The organism is Pseudomonas sp. AC169 (genome assembly GCF_979258515.1).
Genome location: NZ_OZ409866.1, coordinates 4,647,615 through 4,664,227, shown reverse-complemented (window position 1 = coordinate 4,664,227; position 16,613 = coordinate 4,647,615). Strand labels below are relative to the sequence as shown.

The window sequence follows — 16,613 nt, the reverse complement described above, 5'->3', positions numbered from 1 at the left end:
TTAATGCTGACGATCCCCGGATCGTCATCAAACAGTCATCATTCTGTCGTGCAATAAAGGACTGGGAGCCACTCTCTTCATCGAGAGCGCTCCCAGTCCTTTTTTTATCGCCAGAGATTGCCATGACCACGACCGAACAGCTGAGTGCCTTGAGCTCGATCCTGACTCAAAGCGGATTACACAGCCTGTTCCAGCCGATCATCAGTCTCTCCGAACGGCGTATTCTCGGCTACGAAGCTCTCACTCGCGGCCCGTCCAACAGCCCTCTTCACTCGCCGATCGCACTGTTCGCTGTAGCGCGTCAGGCTGGGCGTTTGAGCGAACTGGAGATCGCCTGCCGCCAAAGCGCCTGTCGCCGCTTCAACGAGCAGCAACTGCCGGGCAAACTGTTTCTCAACGTCTCGCCAGAATCCTTGCTCGAAGCCGCGCATCAACCGGGGCGCACGTTGCAATTGCTGCAGGATTTCGGCATTCCTCCGAGTCAGGTGGTCATTGAGCTGACCGAACAGACACCCATCGACGATTTCCAGTTGCTGCAAACCGCCTTGCATCACTACCGGGCCATGGGTTTTTCCATTGCGCTGGATGATCTCGGTGCCGGCTATTCCAGCCTGCGCCTGTGGTCAGAATTGCGCCCGGATTACGTGAAGATTGATCGGCACTTCATCGATGGCATTCATCAGGACGCGTTGAAGCGTGAGTTCGTCGGCTCGATCCTGCAAATCGCCAAAGCCTCCCGCGCGCAAGTTATCGCCGAAGGCATCGAACTGCCAGAAGAACTCGCGGTGCTGACGGAAATGGGCGTCGATCTGGTGCAGGGCTACCTGCTCGGCCGCCCTCAGGAACATCCACCCCGCGATGCCCGCGCCTTGATGCCCAAACACGACAGCAGCAGCGTTGCGCTGAACGACGAAGGTAGCGACCTCAGCGCCCTGCTCAACGACCAACCGGCCGTGCATCGCGACACACCCACCGCCAACGTACTGGAGGCCTTCCGCCGCCAGGCCAACCTCAACTCACTGGCAGTACTCGACGAACAAGGCCAACCCTGTGGCATCGTCCACCGCCACTCCCTGTCGGATGCCCTGCTCAAACCGTTCGCCACCGACCTGTTCGCGCGCAAACCGATCAGCCGCCTGATGAACGACGACTTCCTCGCCGTGGAAATGAGCCAGTCATTGCAGCAAGTCAGCCGCCTGATCACCAGCCGCGCCCGGCAACGCATCGAAGAAGACTTCATCATCACCCTCAACGGCGGCTACCTCGGCCTTGGCCGGGTGATCGACGTGCTCAAACTGATTACCGAACTGAAGATCCAGCAGGCTCGTTATGCCAACCCGCTGACTTTGCTGCCCGGCAACGTCCCCATCCAGCAATGCCTGACCCGCCTGCTGCAACAGGGCCGCGAGTCCTTCATCTGTTACGTCGACATCGACAGCTTCAAACCCTTTAACGATATCTACGGCTACGGACGGGGTGATGAAGTTCTGCTGTGTCTGGCGCAGTGCCTCAACGAGCGAGTAGATCCGAGTCGCGATTTCGTCGGCCACATCGGCGGCGATGACTTCCTCCTCGTCCTCGGCCCGGAAGACTGGCGCAAACGCATCAATCAACTGCTTGATGACTTTCAGAGCCAATGCCGACGCTTCTATCGCCCCGAACACCTTGAGGCGAGTTGCTTCATCGCACCGAATCGTCAAGGGGTGCGGCAGGAGTTTCCGTTGTTGTCGCTGTCCATTGGCGTCGTGCATCTACACTCCGAGGCCTGCGCACAGCTGGATGCCAGTCGGCTTGCTGAGATGGCATCGCAGGCGAAGCATCATGCGAAGAGTGTTCCGGGGTATAGCGTGCATGTGATTGATAGTCTCGCCTCTGCCGAACCACATCGATTGCAACTTAGCGTACAACGTTGACTTGATTTTTAGTTTACCAAGCCGACTTATCTTCACTAGCAGCCATCAACAGATCCTCTTTCCAGATTTCTGTCGCTAGTTGATAGACATCTTGAAAAAACCTAAGTGGACTTTCTAATGAATACCATTCCTCACGTGGCCAACTGTTTGTCTCGCATTCATCTATTTCAAATATAGCTTGAAAATCGAAGGTTGGATCCTTAAGCACCGCCTCTAGATTTTCAATGAGAGCCAATTTATGCCTATGTGAGAGATAAGGCTGATTCAAGCAATACTTCTTTATTAGCATACTTCTATCAGCTTGATCATTCGGATCATAAGCCTCGAGTTCTACACCCTTGGTCTCCTCTCTATCATAAACATCAAATATCCCAACGAACCACATTAAGTCAGGTTCAAAACGTTCATTTAAAAATGGGTCTTTCAGCATCATTTCCCCTCCGCGGGGAAGCCCGTAAAAGGCTCCTGTGTATTCACTTTGTCGAATTTAACCTCAAACCAATTCATATCCTCATTAAGCCCCGGATTTTGTGCATCTTTTTTATTGGGTCTGTAACCACGCCCAGCTCCAGGCAGTTCCAACCTAACTATTGGATTTTTCTTCTGATCCTTTCCTGTATGCCTAATCAAACCGTTTTTATCCTTCGTCATCGCTTTATTCAAGGCACCCAAATGCATGCGCCAGCTATGAAACTGAGAGCTTGGATTACCTTTGGCACCTTTCGGGACCTCACCGGTATGAGGATCCGCTCCATTGATCGCTCGCTGTTTGAGAGCTGGATCAGAAATTTCCGAACTATGTTTTTTCACAGTGTGCATGTCATAAATTTTTTCATACTCACTAACACGCCGCTTTGCATTTTCCTCGGCTAGTTCATCAATCCTTGCTCTACGCTCCTGCGCCGTCATCTTCGGCAGCGCTGGCTCCCCCTCATCAACCTTAGCCCCACCAATCCCACCCGGTACCTCACACCCAGGCTTATTCGGCGGCGGACAGTTGGAGCTCAACCCCAACGGATCCACCCACCCCGTCGGATTCGGCACGTACTGGTACTGATTCAATCCACCGGCCAACTTGATCGGATCCGGTGTCAGATACCGCCCCAACCTCGGGTCGTAATACCGATGCCGGTTGTAATGCAGGCCGCTTTCGCCGTCGAAGTACTGCCCCTGAAAACGCAGCGGCTGGTTCAGGTAGTCGTCGCCGGCCAGGGTCAGTGCGGCGACTTTGCCGTAGGCGTCGTATTGCGCGGACCAGACGATGTCGCCGCTGTAGTCGGTGAGTTCCTGCGGGGTGCCGAGGTGGTCGAGCTGGTAGTAGAACGGGCAGGCTTTTTTCGGGCCTTTGCCGTCGAGCAGCGCCAGCGGGCGGAAGGTGCCGGGTTCGTAGACGTAGCTGCGGTATTCGTGTTCGCTGCTTTCGGCGACGAGGTGGTCGCCCTGCCAGAAGAACTCGGTGTTGACGTCGCCGACGGTTTTGCGGATGCGTCGGCCGAAGGCGTCGTAGCGATAACTGGCGGTCTGGCCGTCGGGGCGGGTCAGGCCGATCAGGCGGTGCTGGCAGTCGTAGCGGTATTCGGTGACGAGGGTCTGCGCGCGGCCACGGCGTTCGCGGATCAGGTTGCCGAAGGCGTCGTAGTCATAGTGGCGGTCGCCCTGCATCAGCAGGCGGTTGCCCTTGATCTGGCTCGGGCCGGGGCGGTCCTGCATCAGCAGGTTGCCGGCCGGGTCGTGGGCGAAGCTTTCCGGCAGTTCGTCGCGGGAGTGGCTTACGCGGATCAGCCGGTCGAGGGCGTCGTAGCCGTAAGTGCGCTGGCCGTGGCGGCTGTCAGCGATGTGGGCGAGATTGCCGTTGGCGCTGTAGGCATAATCGCGGCGGTACAGCGAATCGCGCTGATGGCCTACGGCGTGGGCGAGTAATCGGCCTTGATCGTCGTAGGTATATTCGCTGAGCAGCAGACCTTGCTGGCGTTGCAACTCGCGATCGGACTGGTGGACGTGACGGGTCAGCGGCGTGCCGTTGAGGTCAATCCCGCTCAGCGCACCACCCTTGGCGTGGTGATAATCGAGATGGCTGTTGTCCGGTAGGCGCAGGCGTTTGAGCTGGCCGCAGGTGTCGTAGCGGTAACGGAGGGTGCCCCAACCCTGATGCTCGGTGATCAAGCGATCTTGGCGGTCGTACTCAAAGGCCAAAGGACGTTGCTGGCCGTCATCAACACTGATCAGTCGGCCGAGACGGTCGTACTGATAAAAAACCTTGAGGCCGTCGGGCAGGGTTTTGACCAACAGGCGGCCAGCGGCATCGCGCTCATACGCGGTGAGCAAACAAGAGCCGTCATCCCCAAACTCGGTCTTTTCCAGCAGATGCCCGTTAAGGTCATAGGCGTACGCGGTGCGGCGGCCGTCAAAACCGCTTTCCTGACGAATCAGCCCGGTCGGCGTGTAATCGAGCCGGTATTTTTCCCCGGATTCGTTTTCGATCTCGGTAAGCAGCAGTTGCGCATGGTCGTAGCGGTACTGCACCCGCGTGCCATCAGGGTTGATCCGCCGCGAGACCAGGTGCAGGTCATCGTCGTATTCGTAGCGGGTGATGCGTCCCAGTTCATCGCGCTCGGCGGTGACCTGGCCGTAGGCGCCGTAGCTGTAGGCGCGGGTATTGCCGGTCGGAGATGTCGTCTGGATCAGTCGGCCAACGGCATCCCAATGCTGACGCGTGACTGCTCCGTGTTCGTCTGCAGTCGTCGTCCGCCGTCCCAGCGAGTCGTAGGAAAAGCGCCGCACGCCACCGTCGGGCAGCGTTTCCTCGGTCAACTGGCCAAGGGCATTCCAGACCAGCCGATGCCGACTGCTGTCCGGGTAGCGGATCGACAGCAACTGGCCCCGGGTGTCGTAGTAGTAATGGGTGACCTGTCCATCGGGGTCGACCGCTTCGGTGACATCACCCTCGGCATTGCGCCGGTAGATCCACACCGCGTCGCCGCGAGAACGTTTGTGCAGGAAACCGTTGCGATACTCGTAGGACGTGGGCGCATCAACAGCAGGAATCAGCGCGATCAGCCGTCCGACCTCGTCGTAGCGGTATTCGGTGACCGCGCCCAAGGCATGCTGCTCGGCGATCAAGCGCCCGGCATCGTCATACGCCTTGAGCTGCTCGCCACCGTCGGCCTCGACCTTGCGCACCAGCCGCGCACGCTCGTCGTGGACGTACGTTTCTTCGGTGCCATCGACGTAATGCACCGCCACGCTGCCGTCGTCATTCCAGACGTAGCGCGTGTCCATCTGCGAGAACGACGCCCAGTGGCGCACGCACCGCGCAGCCTTGCCTGTACGCTCCCACTCCCAGAAAAAACTCGCGCCGCCGGCCAGTTGCCGCTGCAGAATTACGTGGGCGTCGTCGTAGTCGTAACGCTCGCTGTCACCGACGGCGTTGGTGGCTTCGATCAGGTGCTGATAGGCGTCGTAGCGGTAACTGACCAGCGCTTGTTCGGTGCCCCAAGCCCCGTCGCGAAACACCTGGTAATCCACGCCGAGCAACTGCGCCCGGTCATAGCGCAACAACAACGAACGCCCGGCACCGTTGTCCAGTCGCTGCACCCGGTCAGACCGATCGCGCTGCACCGTCAGACGATTGCCATAGGCATCGCTGATCGCCGTCAGCCGTCCTGCACGAAAGTGATAAAAGCGCGCCGTTTCCCCGGCCAATGCGAGGATCAGCTCCTCCGGCTCGTCGCCCAGAAAGATCGCCGCCCGCGACAGGCTGTTGTGAATCGCGGGTCGTTCAACGCTCGGCAACGGAAACCGTGTTCGCCGGTTCTCGTGGTCAACCCAGACCACCTCGTCCCCGGCAAACTCCAGCCGATGCGCCAGCGAATGGCTCCAGCCAAACCCCAACCCAACATCAATCTCGACGGCGCTCGAGCGATACAACCGGCTGAACTCAAACGGCAGCACGCCATCGAGCACGGCATCGCTCAGGGTCAGCAGTTCTTCGCCAGTGACCATCGACACCGGACAACCGTTGGTGCAGGTGAAGGGCACGCAATCGGCGCTATCGCCATTGGGATTTTTCGCCTGATCCGGCGAATCGTCGTGATGCTCGTCTTTCTTCAACAACGTGTTGCGCTGCGCATCCCAGCGCAATTGCATCCGGCCCTTTTTCACCCCGGCTGCGATGCCACGGGCGGCCACGCTTTTGTATTGATCGACGTATTTGATAAACCCTTCGACGATGCCAAACATCGCCTTCACCAAACGCTTCACCGCCGACAGCAATTGAACGGCGCGATCCGCCAGGCGCAGGGTCAGATAGGCGATGCCTGCACCACCACCGACGAACGTCAAAACCACGCTAATCAGCACATCGATGAGCAACTGCACCATCATCATCGACGCCGCTTCAGCGGTTTTGCCGGCGATTTCACTGGGCGGTAACATCTCCAACCACAGGCTGGCGGTGCGCAGCAATAAACACAGCGCGGCTTCGTCACTGACCAGCAATTGCAGCTTTTCCATGACGTCGGGGGCAGTCGCTGCCAGCGCCATCAACTGCGTGGCACCGTCACCCAACCGCTCGGCGAACGCCCCGGGATCCTTGAGAATGTCCGAGAGCATGCCGATGCTGTCCCACACCCCCTCGATCGCCGCCCAGCTCCCGGCGAGCATGCCGTTGCCTGCCGCCGTCGCCACCGACTGCGACCACTGCGGCTTGAACCCCTTCCATTCACTGCGCAGCCAGCCATCCAGCTCAGTGGTCAGGCCGTCATAGGCTTTGAACAGGACTTCGACCTGATCCGCAGTGACATCACTGTGCACTTGCACCCGGTAGAACTTGCCAGGTATTCCGTTGAATGAGCCCTTGCCTTGCGCATCAAGGGTGATGGGGGTGGTTTCGCCACCGTCCATGGCGATCACATCGACCACGATGTTGCCCAGTGGAATGTCGTAGACCGACTCGAATTTGCTTTCGATCAGCATCGGGCCGTCATTCGGGCACTGGACGACACCGGAGAAAAATTCGCTGTCGCTGCTACTGACGGCAGTGCTAGTGGAGCCAAAGCGAATGATCCGCTCCATGCCCATCAACGACGGCAGATCCGCCGCGTGACTGAATTTATCCGTCGCTCGACTGGCCCAATGCCTGAGCTGTTCGCGGTAAATACTGAGGGTGGCGGGAAAGCTGTCGAGTGCTTGCTCGATACGGGTGACGGCCTCCATCAGCGCACGCGGGTGTGCGAAGTGGACTGAATAAGCGGATCAAACATGAGCGTTCCCTCGCGCAAAAAATTAGGCGCGGGAACTGTGCGGGGGATCAATCAGGAAAGAAGTCAGGCAAGTAGGCGATGCCTGTAGGACTTATCTGTAAAAAACCACCATCAGATAAACAAGTGCGCAGAAACGCAAACGCGGCGTGAGGAAAACCTCACGCCGCGTTTATATGAGCAGACATAACTGGATTTACTGTGTTGAGTCGCGAGCACTCAGCTCTTGCAATTTGAGCTCAGCCAACGGGTGCCCGGCTTTGGCAGCCATGCCCCACCAGCGGGCGGCTTCGACAGGATCCGGCGGTTTGCTCGGTGTCCCGGCCAGGCTTATCACGCCGACCTGATAAGCCGCTTTGCCATCGCCTGCGAGCGCCGCCAGCCGCAATAGGCGCACACCTTCTTCACGCGCACCCAAGCCGACGCCACGAAAGGTCAGGATGTGCCCGTAGAAGCTTTGTGCGCCGACATCTCCTAGGTTGGCCATGCGCGCAAACTGCCCTTCGAGCCAGCGCCAGCCGCGCGGTTGACGGACAAACCACGACCAGTGAAACAGCCTGCGGGCCAGCCAGTAACTGCCCCGCGCCTTGAGTCGTAAAAACACTCAGGCCTCCGCCGATTCCGGGTACTCGTATTCAAAAACACGGACGACTTCCGAGGCATGCCAGGAGGCGGCGGCAACGCCATCGGACGGTCCGGAAAAACGCCCCAAACGTTCAACACACTCGAAGAAACCCGTGCGAGGCAAGCGACTGGCGCCTTGGCTGATCACCAACGAACTGCGCAACGGTTGTTCGGCCTTGGCATCCAGCGCGGCCAGATGCTCAAGTGCGGCAGTCAAGGTTTGCATCGCCGGCGTCGGCAATTGCAACCGTTCGAGCAAGGCCCGATAAGTCAGCAGATGGCGCTGGCGGCGCGCCTGATCCAGTTCCCCGAGCAATCCGTCCCAATGTTGACGACTGATGCGTACGCTCACGATTCATCCCTCCACCCTGGCACCGTCAATTCCCAGGCCAGGCTGCGGCGAATCGCGGCGTCGGGCTGACGCTCGCCACTTTCGATCATGGCCAGATAAGACGGGCTGATGCCTACCGTGCGGGCCAGCGCCTCAATGGCGATGCCCTTCCCTTCGCGCAAACTGCGTAGTTGATCCAGACCTGGAAGAATCGTGTCTGGTGAGGCCGCGAGCGGCGTGGCTGCCGGACGCGACGGTGTTTCATTGATGTCTGCTGCTTTTAGTAGAGCCTGATACTGAGCCCACGGCAGAACCGCGTATTCGGGTTCGCCATCGCGTGCAATTATCTGAATATCCATGACTACCCCGTAGGACAACAACACTTAGCGAGTCGGCACTTTTCCCTAGAAGTGTAATCCTAACAGCGGCCAAGGTCGCGGGGGGTATCTATCTGTAGGAGGCAGTCGAGAATCAGCTTTTTTTCGGCCCCTGAAGTTGCAGTTGTTCGGGGGTATCCGGCAGGCGTTCGACGACTGCCAGTTTTTCCGGCTGCTGACGGTTGCGCCACAAGCGAAATGCATTGAGTTCATCGTCGAGGGTTTTCATCAGCCAGGCGAGGACGGCGATGTCGTCGAGCATGCCGAACACCGGAATGAAATCCGGGATGGCATCGACCGGGCTAAGGAAGTACATCAACCCCGCGACGACCGAAATCAACGCTTTGCCACTGATTGCCCGATACTCGCCACGCCAATAGGCCAGGCACAATGCCTGAAGCAAGCGCATATCATCCTTGAGTTTACCGAGACGATTGCCTTGTGCAGCGCCTTTGCTGGCTACCGCAAAGAGTAAGGTCGGCAACCGGCCGCGTGCCAGTAAGCGGCCGGCCAAGGGCAGGAATCGAGCGAAATTCCACGGAGCTTTCATCTATTCCTCCCGTTGAAATGTTATCCACACAAATTGTGGATAACCTTGTGAACAGAGCTGCATTTCAGCGCTGAAAGCCCCGTTTTATAAGGGCTGCGCTCAGATCGGGCGTTTTTTACTCACATAAAAAACCCCAATATTTCATTGACTTGGCGGTTCAGGGCGGCTAATGCCAAGCGCCTCAAAACTATGACTCCCCTGACCTGCATCCGTTCGCTCTGTTTACCCTTGCCATTCTCCAGATGCAACAACGCCCCGCATAAGCGAGGCGTTGTTGTCGAAACCGATGCTGTTACTTGGCAGCAGCGGCGTCTTCTTTGGCTGGATCCTTGATGGCCAGCAGTTCCAGGTCAAAGACCAGAACCGAGTTGGCCGGGATTGCCGGGCTTGGCGACTGGGCGCCGTAAGCCAGATCGCTAGGGATGTACAGTTTGTACTTCTCGCCAACGTGCATCAATTGCAGACCTTCAACCCAACCCGGAATCACGCCGCTCACCGGCAGATCGATCGGGCTGCCGCGCTCGACGGAGCTGTCGAATACGGTGCCGTTGGTCAGCTTGCCGGTGTAGTGAACGGTCACTACGTCAGTCGGCTTAGGCTGTGGGCCGTCGGCTTTCTTGACCACTTCGTATTGCAGGCCGGAAGCGGTGGTGGTTACGCCAGCCTTCTTGCCGTTTTCTTCGAGGAATTTCTTGCCGGCCGCAGCCGACTCTTCGCTCATCTTGGCCATACGCTCTTCAGCACGCTTTTGCAGCGCGGCAAAGGCTTCGACCAGTTCTTCGTCTTTCAGCTTCTGTTCTTTCTTGCCGACGGCATCTTCGATGCCCTGGGCTACCGCTTTGGAGTCCAGATCATCCATGCCTTCCTGAGCCAGGCTCTTGCCCATGTTCAGGCCGATACCGTAGGAAGCTTTTTGCGCCGGGGTTTTCAGCTCTACGCTGGTCTGCGAATCACAACCCGCGAGGACCAGGCTAACCAGGGCTACCGCCGCCGCCAACCGATGCTGTTTCATGCTATTTCCTTGTTCATGCGCCGAAAGGGCAATCGAGTAAAGCCGCGAGCTTATCAGGCCGCCACGACCAATGGCTACCGGCATGAGAGCAGGAATCTTCCGATAAGTTCAGGGATTAAAACGCATTTGGGCAAAGACACGATGAAGCTTCTGTCATCTCTTACTGACTTCCACTGAAGTGGCTTGCCATGACATCTGGCGTAATGGCCACTTGCCCAGCATGGTTCGGCTCAGGCATAACAGCACAACAATTCGACAAGGATGTTTAACTTGCGCCTTTTATTTCGTGTGCTGACCCTGATCGTGGTGCTGCTGGGACTCGTCCTGGCCGTGGTTCTGTATTACGTCGCCAATCCCAGATTGCCCTTCTACACCCCCGCCGAGCAGGTGCATTACCTGGACCAGTGGAGTGAAGAAGAACGGCAAACCTACTATTTCACGCCCCAGGGCACGCAGGTCAAAGGCCTGCGCTATGAATGGTTTCAGGCGTTGGAGTTGCCCTTCTCGGAGCAACGTTTCGCCTCGCCCGATTACCTCGCGCGTTTCGGTTTTCTGATCGATCCGCAGCAGAAAGCCACGGCGAACAACCCCGGCAACCTCCCCGTCGGTTTTGCCCGCCATCAGAATCCCGGCAGCTCCGAGCAATATCTGGACATCACTTGCGCCGCTTGCCATACCGGCGAATTGCGCTTCAAAGGCCAAGCCGTGCGGATTGATGGCGGTACCGCGCAACATGTGCTGCCTTCCAGTGTTCCTACTTTGCGCGGCGGCAGTTTCGGACAGGCTCTGGTGGCAAGTCTGACCTCGACTTACTACAACCCATGGAAATTCGAACGCTTTGCCAGAACCGTGCTTGGCGACGAATACGACGCCCGCCACAAGCAATTGCGCAAAGACTTCAAAACCTCACTGAACACCTTCCTGAAAGTCGCCTGGAACGACACCCATCGCGGTCTCTATCCAACCGAAGAAGGCCCCGGTCGCGCCGATGCCTTCGGACGCATAGCCAACGCGACATTTGGCGATGCGATTTCCCCGGCCAACTACCGCGTGGCCAATGCTCCGGTGGATTACCCGCAACTGTGGGACATGTGGACATTCGATTGGGTGCAGTGGAACGGCTCGGCGCAGCAGCCGATGGCGCGCAATATCGGTGAAGCGTTGGGCGTCGGTGCCACCCTGAATTTCTTTGATGGCAACGGCCAGCCGCTGCAAGGCGATGCTCGCTATGCCTCCAGCGTGCGCGTGCGTGATCTGCACAAAATCGAAGAAACCCTGCAAAAACTCAAGCCACCCACTTGGCCAGAAGAGCTGTTCGGCGCCATCGACAAACCTTTGGCAGCCAAGGGACGCACGCTGTTTGCCGAGAATTGCGCCGGTTGTCACGTACCGCGCCAGACGCAGGAAGGTGAGCGCTGGGTCCAGCATTTGCACATGCTGCCGGTCGATGTCATCGGTACCGACCCGACCGCCGCCAACAATATCGCCAGCCACCGTTTCGACCTGACCGCCCTGCAGTGGGATCTGAAAGAGCTGGAAAAAATGGACGTCAAACTGCACCCGGCACCCAAGGAGCCACTGGACCTGAGCCAATTGTCGGTGGCCAAAGGGCTGGCTTACGTCACTGCCTTTGTCGAAAACCGCGCCTACCGCGAAGCCAACATCACGCCAGAGGAGAAACCCCGGCTGGACGGTTTCGGCCTGCCGATCGGCGTGCGCGAGAAAGTTGCCTACAAAGCCCGTCCGCTGGCCGGTGTCTGGGCCACTGCGCCGTTCCTGCACAACGGTTCGGTGCCGAGCCTCTATCAATTGCTTTCGCCGCAGGACGAACGCGCCACAACCTTTTTCAAGGGCACCTTCGAATACGATCCGCGGCATCTGGGCTATCGCACCGAAGCGTTTAGCAATGGCTTCCTGTTCGACACGCGCATCACCGGCAACCGCAACAGCGGCCATGAATTCCGCGCCGGCGAACGCGGTAACGGTGTGATTGGCCGACTGTTGCAGCCCGAAGAACGCTGGGCGTTGCTCGAATACCTGAAAGTTCTCGGCGGTCCATTGGAGGCGCAATTGCCATGATCTCGACCTTCAAGAAAGATTTGCCGCTGTTGACCAGAATCTGGGTGTGGCTTGGACGTCTGCTTGGTAAAGCCCTGCTGATCATGGTCAGCATCGGCCTGCTCGGCTGGGCCATTGCCACGGCATGGTTTGCCTGGCAACACCGTGGCCCGGTGTCAGCGCTGGAGCAGATTCCGCCCGGTGAAGCCGCGATGACGCAGGACGTGATCCAGACCGCCGTGCGCATCGTCGATCAGCATCGCGAAGGCACACGTTATCTGCGCGACGCACATGCCAAGGCTCATGGCTGTGTGCAGGCGCAAGTGCAGGTACTGCCGGAACTGACGCAGTCGCTGCGACAGGGCGTGTTCAGTGAGCCCGGCAAAACCTGGCAGGCGATGATTCGCCTGTCCAATGGCAATGCCTATCCACAGTTCGACAGCATTCGCGACGCCAGGGGCATGGCGATCAAACTGCTGGACGTTCCCGGAAAACAGCTGCTCGGCAACCGTCAGGCACAGCCTGAGCAGGATTTCGTGATGTTCAGCCACCCGAACTTCTTTGTCAGCGATGTCGCCGAGTACCGTCAGAATGTGGCGGCGCAGGCTGACGGCAAAAAGGTCATGGCGTTTTTCCCCGGATGGGATCCGCGCACCTGGCAGATCCGCCATGTGTTGATTGCGCTGGCGACCTTGTCGCCAGCGCCGGATAGCCCGGCGGCGGCGACCTACTTTTCGGTTTCGCCCTACAAGTTCGGTGAAGCCAATGCAAAATTTCGTGTAGCACCCGATACCGATCATTGCCCGGCATACACGTTGCCCAAGCAGAACCACGACCTGCCGAATTTCCTGCGCAGCGCACTCAACCAGCAGCTTTCAACGGATCGAGTGCCTGCCTGTTTTGTCCTGCAGATCCAGCGTCAGGACGCCAACAAATATATGCCGATCGAAGACACGAGCATCGAATGGCGCGAACAGGATTCGCCTTTCGAAACCGTTGCGCGGATCACCTTGCCAGCACAGGATTTCGATACGCCGGCGCTGAATCTGCAATGCGACAATCTGTCGTTCAATCCATGGTTTGGCGTCGAAGCGCACCGCCCGATCGGTGGCATCAACCGCCTGCGCAAAGCCGTGTACGAGGCGGTCAGCGACTATCGCCACCAGCGCAATGGTGAGTAATTACTCTGCTGGCTCGGGAATCTGCGTGATCACCTCGGCAGACGGCCTGACCCTGCCGACATTCGGCCATGTCGAACTCGGCAAGAGCACGCTCAGGTTTCCGGCAGCCGCCACTTTGTCGACAAACATCTGTGTCGTGATTTCACCCGAGATCAACTTTTCCTCAAAGTCCGGCGTCAACTCAACAATCAGCGATCGGACTGGAATGTCGGGTTGCGAAAAGCTCAAAACTGCCCCGTCAGGTGTGATCACGAACAAGTGGTGCTGAGGGGCGGCGACCAGCCGATCCAGACCGACCTGCATATCCGCGGTGGAAAAAAAGTTCTTGAAGCGTTCGGTGTCTGCGGCGGGCAAACGGTCTGGAAGCGACGGCTTGCTGGAATGATAGAAACCATAGACCCGGAACCCCTCGGGAAACTGGAGGTTGCCATGCCGATCCTTGGGGAAGATCTCAGGCAAGTCAAAATTGATGTACTCGCTGTATTCGGCAGTCGTGGCAATAAACTCATCACGGGATGTATGTTTGAGAACAATGCCGACATATTGCCCGACCAATGAATTGCGCTGCCTCATACGCCAATAAGACGCAACGCCCGCAATGTCATGGAAAACGGGACTGAAAACCGGCATCAGCTCAACCGACGTACTCCCTGTCTTGTTATTCGGGTCAATATCCCATTTCCAACTGGCTTTCAGTGCGCCTCGGCGCGACCACATCGCATCGTCGACAACGCCTTTGACCACCATCTTGAGTTCACCGGCCCCGATGGCCAACAGAATCCAGATGCTGGCCGGAAAAGCGCCTCTTTCATACAAGCGCTGAAACAAACTGGCACTTTTGTCTGTATTTTTCGCAATCTGTCGGGCCAATTCAGATTCAAAGTCTGATGCGTTTGAAGTGTATGAAACAAGACCGTCCTTACCTGTGGACAGATAGCACCTGGAGTATTGGCGCCGTGGATTCATTACGCTCCACAGATCGGCCCACGAAAAAAAGCGATTGCGATAAGACAACTCCACCGGGATTTCATTTATGCCCCCCTCTGCGCGTGGATGTAAATGGAAACTCGCGGCGACGGTATATCCGACAGGTACGCACAATTGCCCTCTCGCACACTTGGACACGAAGAGTGAATCTTCGAGTGGGGTGCTGTCGTTACTCACTTCCGGTGCGTCTGATTTCAAGAACTCGGCACAAACATACCGTCCCTGGCTATTTTTCAGGATGAACCAGAGAACCTCGGTGTTTGCCTCGAACTTCATGCCATGGAGAAAGGCGGCGGCGTCATCACATTCAAGGAATGGCGGTTTGCGCGCCAGAAACGCTAAGTCCACCGAGTTTTCGGCAGGTTTTGCTGGAAGGGAATCACTCATGAATTCAGTCTCTCGGTAGGCAATTGAACGGGTTCATGACGCGAAATGGGTCATGAACAACGTTGCCATTGTCCGAAAGCGACTTGGCTGGCAGGCACTACATAGATATATGCAGCGAAAAATACTCAAACGCCAGACAGCAAAAAGCCCGCACTAGGCGGGCTTTCTGTGGAATCTGGCGTTCAGTGTTCCAGATTCCGAATATGGCGCAGCGGACGGGACTCGAACCCGCGACCCCCGGCGTGACAGGCCGGTATTCTAACCGACTGAACTACCGCTGCGCAAAACGCTTGAAACGAATGGTGGGTGATGACGGGATCGAACCGCCGACATTCTGCTTGTAAGGCAGACGCTCTCCCAGCTGAGCTAATCACCCTTCGCTTCGTTACGGGACGCATTATGCCACAAGTTTTCGTAAAGTGTTGATTTAATTGAATTTTTTTTCAAATAAATCCGAAAACCAGTAAAACGACACATCCCGCGGGTACAACCTTGGAGCAGAAAAAAACCCGCCTTGGCGGGTTTTTCCGTGGTGACCTGGCGTTCAGTGGTCCAGGTTACCGAATATGGCGCAGCGGACGGGACTCGAACCCGCGACCCCCGGCGTGACAGGCCGGTATTCTAACCGACTGAACTACCGCTGCGCTAAACACTTGAAACGAATGGTGGGTGATGACGGGATCGAACCGCCGACATTCTGCTTGTAAGGCAGACGCTCTCCCAGCTGAGCTAATCACCCTTCGCTTCGGTGTGGCGCGCATTCTACGGAGCGACCCAACCTCTGGCAAGCACTTTTTTAAATAATTTTCTCAGGCCTTCCAAAGGCTTAGAGAAGGGTTGGCCTATGAGACGGCGAAGACAATAATGCCCCCCTTTGTATAAAGGAGAGACTCACCCCATGTGGTTCAAAAACCTGCTTATCTATCGCCTGACCCAAGACCTGCCTGTCGATGCCGAGGCGCTGGAAACTGCACTGGCCACCAAACTGGCGCGTCCATGTGCAAGCCAGGAGTTGACCACCTACGGTTTCGTCGCGCCGTTCGGCAAAGGCGAAGATGCTCCATTGGTGCACGTCAGCGGTGACTTCCTGCTGATTTCCGCGCGTAAAGAAGAACGCATCCTGCCGGGCAGCGTCGTGCGCGACGCGGTCAAGGAGAAGGTCGAAGAGATCGAAGCCGAGCAGATGCGCAAGGTCTATAAGAAGGAACGCGATCAGATCAAGGATGAAATCATCCAGGCGTTCCTGCCGCGCGCCTTCATTCGTCGCTCGTCGACCTTTGCCGCCATCGCGCCGAAACAGGGTCTGATTCTGGTCAACTCGGCCAGCCCGAAACGCGCCGAAGACCTGCTGTCGACCCTGCGTGAAGTGATCGGCACCCTGCCCGTCCGTCCGCTGACCGTGAAAATGGCACCGACTGCGGTCATGACTGAATGGGTCACCACGCAAAAAGCCGCCGACGACTTCTATGTTCTGGACGAGTGCGAACTGCGCGACACCCACGAAGATGGCGGTATCGTGCGTTGCAAGCGTCAGGATCTGACCAGCGAAGAAATCCAGCTGCACCTGAGCACCGGCAAAGTGGTCACTCAGTTGTCGCTGGCTTGGCAAGACAAGTTGTCGTTCATGCTCGATGACAAGATGACCGTCAAACGTCTGAAGTTCGAAGATCTGTTGCAGGATCAGGCAGAACAGGACGGCGGCGATGAGGCACTGGGTCAATTGGATGCCAGCTTCACCCTGATGATGCTGACCTTTGGCGACTTCCTGCCGGCGCTGGTTGAAGCGTTGGGTGGGGAAGAGACTCCGCAGGGGATCTAAAGCCAACCAGTTCCCAATGAAGGAACCGGTACAAATGTGGGAGCTGGCTTGCCAGCGATAGCGGTACATCAGATAGCTGAAAGTTGCCTGATACAACGCCATCGCTGGCAAGCCAG

12 protein-coding genes and 4 tRNA genes are annotated in these 16,613 nt (G+C 57.5%); 4 read left to right on the top strand and 12 right to left on the bottom strand.

What is annotated here, in order from left to right; all coding sequences use genetic code 11:
* Positions 1-122 precede the first annotated feature (122 nt).
* Positions 123-1,913 (top strand): bifunctional diguanylate cyclase/phosphodiesterase, encoded by a 1,791-nt coding sequence (locus tag ACZZ0G_RS20960; RefSeq protein WP_463557386.1) that lies wholly within the window; start codon positions 123-125, stop codon positions 1,911-1,913.
* Positions 1,914-1,926: 13 nt separating this feature from the next.
* Here ACZZ0G_RS20960 and ACZZ0G_RS20955 read toward each other — a convergent pair whose 3' ends face one another.
* From ACZZ0G_RS20955 to ACZZ0G_RS20925, 7 genes are all read right to left on the bottom strand, one after another.
* Positions 1,927-2,346, bottom strand: coding sequence for a hypothetical protein (locus ACZZ0G_RS20955; protein ID WP_463557385.1), 420 nt, complete (start codon positions 2,344-2,346; stop codon positions 1,927-1,929).
* On the bottom strand, positions 2,343-7,127 hold the full coding sequence (locus ACZZ0G_RS20950; protein WP_463557384.1) for an RHS repeat-associated core domain-containing protein: 4,785 nt from the start codon (positions 7,125-7,127) through the stop codon (positions 2,343-2,345). Before ACZZ0G_RS20950 ends, ACZZ0G_RS20955 begins: the two co-directional genes overlap by 4 nt.
* A 240-nt stretch (positions 7,128-7,367) precedes the next feature.
* Complete coding sequence (locus ACZZ0G_RS20945) at positions 7,368-7,775, bottom strand: SEL1-like repeat protein (RefSeq protein ID WP_463557383.1); 408 nt, start codon at positions 7,773-7,775, stop codon at positions 7,368-7,370.
* Complete coding sequence (locus tag ACZZ0G_RS20940) at positions 7,776-8,147, bottom strand: hypothetical protein (RefSeq protein ID WP_003223109.1); 372 nt, start codon at positions 8,145-8,147, stop codon at positions 7,776-7,778.
* Entirely contained in the window at positions 8,144-8,485 is a 342-nt protein-coding gene (locus tag ACZZ0G_RS20935; RefSeq protein WP_463557382.1) for a helix-turn-helix domain-containing protein, read from the bottom strand. Before ACZZ0G_RS20935 ends, ACZZ0G_RS20940 begins: the two co-directional genes overlap by 4 nt.
* Before the next feature lie 112 nt (positions 8,486-8,597).
* Complete coding sequence (locus tag ACZZ0G_RS20930; protein ID WP_463557381.1) at positions 8,598-9,053, bottom strand: YkvA family protein; 456 nt, start codon at positions 9,051-9,053, stop codon at positions 8,598-8,600.
* A 292-nt stretch (positions 9,054-9,345) separates the two neighbouring features.
* Positions 9,346-10,065 (bottom strand): FKBP-type peptidyl-prolyl cis-trans isomerase, encoded by a 720-nt coding sequence (locus ACZZ0G_RS20925; protein ID WP_103306955.1) that lies wholly within the window; start codon positions 10,063-10,065, stop codon positions 9,346-9,348.
* Positions 10,066-10,335: 270 nt separating this feature from the next.
* Between ACZZ0G_RS20925 and ACZZ0G_RS20920 the strand changes: the two genes are divergently transcribed.
* Both ACZZ0G_RS20920 and ACZZ0G_RS20915 read left to right on the top strand, forming a co-directional pair.
* A complete protein-coding gene (locus tag ACZZ0G_RS20920; protein ID WP_463557380.1) occupies positions 10,336-12,144 on the top strand; it encodes a di-heme-cytochrome C peroxidase in 1,809 nt (602 codons plus the stop codon).
* Positions 12,141-13,304, top strand: coding sequence for a catalase family protein (locus ACZZ0G_RS20915; protein WP_463557379.1), 1,164 nt, complete (start codon positions 12,141-12,143; stop codon positions 13,302-13,304). The genes ACZZ0G_RS20920 and ACZZ0G_RS20915 overlap by 4 nt, the downstream gene beginning before the upstream one ends.
* Here the strand turns inward: ACZZ0G_RS20915 and ACZZ0G_RS20910 are convergent, their stop codons facing one another.
* The 5 genes from ACZZ0G_RS20910 to ACZZ0G_RS20890 all read right to left on the bottom strand — a co-directional run bounded on the left by ACZZ0G_RS20910 (position 13,305) and on the right by ACZZ0G_RS20890 (position 15,417).
* On the bottom strand, positions 13,305-14,678 hold the full coding sequence (locus ACZZ0G_RS20910; protein WP_463557378.1) for a hypothetical protein: 1,374 nt from the start codon (positions 14,676-14,678) through the stop codon (positions 13,305-13,307).
* 204 nt (positions 14,679-14,882) lie between these two features.
* A tRNA-Asp gene (locus ACZZ0G_RS20905) sits at positions 14,883-14,959 on the bottom strand.
* Between the two features lie 19 nt (positions 14,960-14,978).
* Positions 14,979-15,054, bottom strand: a tRNA-Val gene (locus tag ACZZ0G_RS20900).
* A 191-nt stretch (positions 15,055-15,245) separates the two neighbouring features.
* Positions 15,246-15,322: transfer RNA gene (locus tag ACZZ0G_RS20895), tRNA-Asp, on the bottom strand.
* 19 nt (positions 15,323-15,341) lie between these two features.
* Positions 15,342-15,417 (bottom strand) — tRNA-Val (locus ACZZ0G_RS20890).
* A gap of 159 nt (positions 15,418-15,576) precedes the next feature.
* On the opposite strand from ACZZ0G_RS20890, the gene rdgC reads away from it, so the two are divergent.
* Entirely contained in the window at positions 15,577-16,497 is a 921-nt protein-coding gene (rdgC, locus tag ACZZ0G_RS20885; protein WP_127926381.1) for a recombination-associated protein RdgC, read from the top strand.
* Positions 16,498-16,613 lie beyond the last annotated feature (116 nt).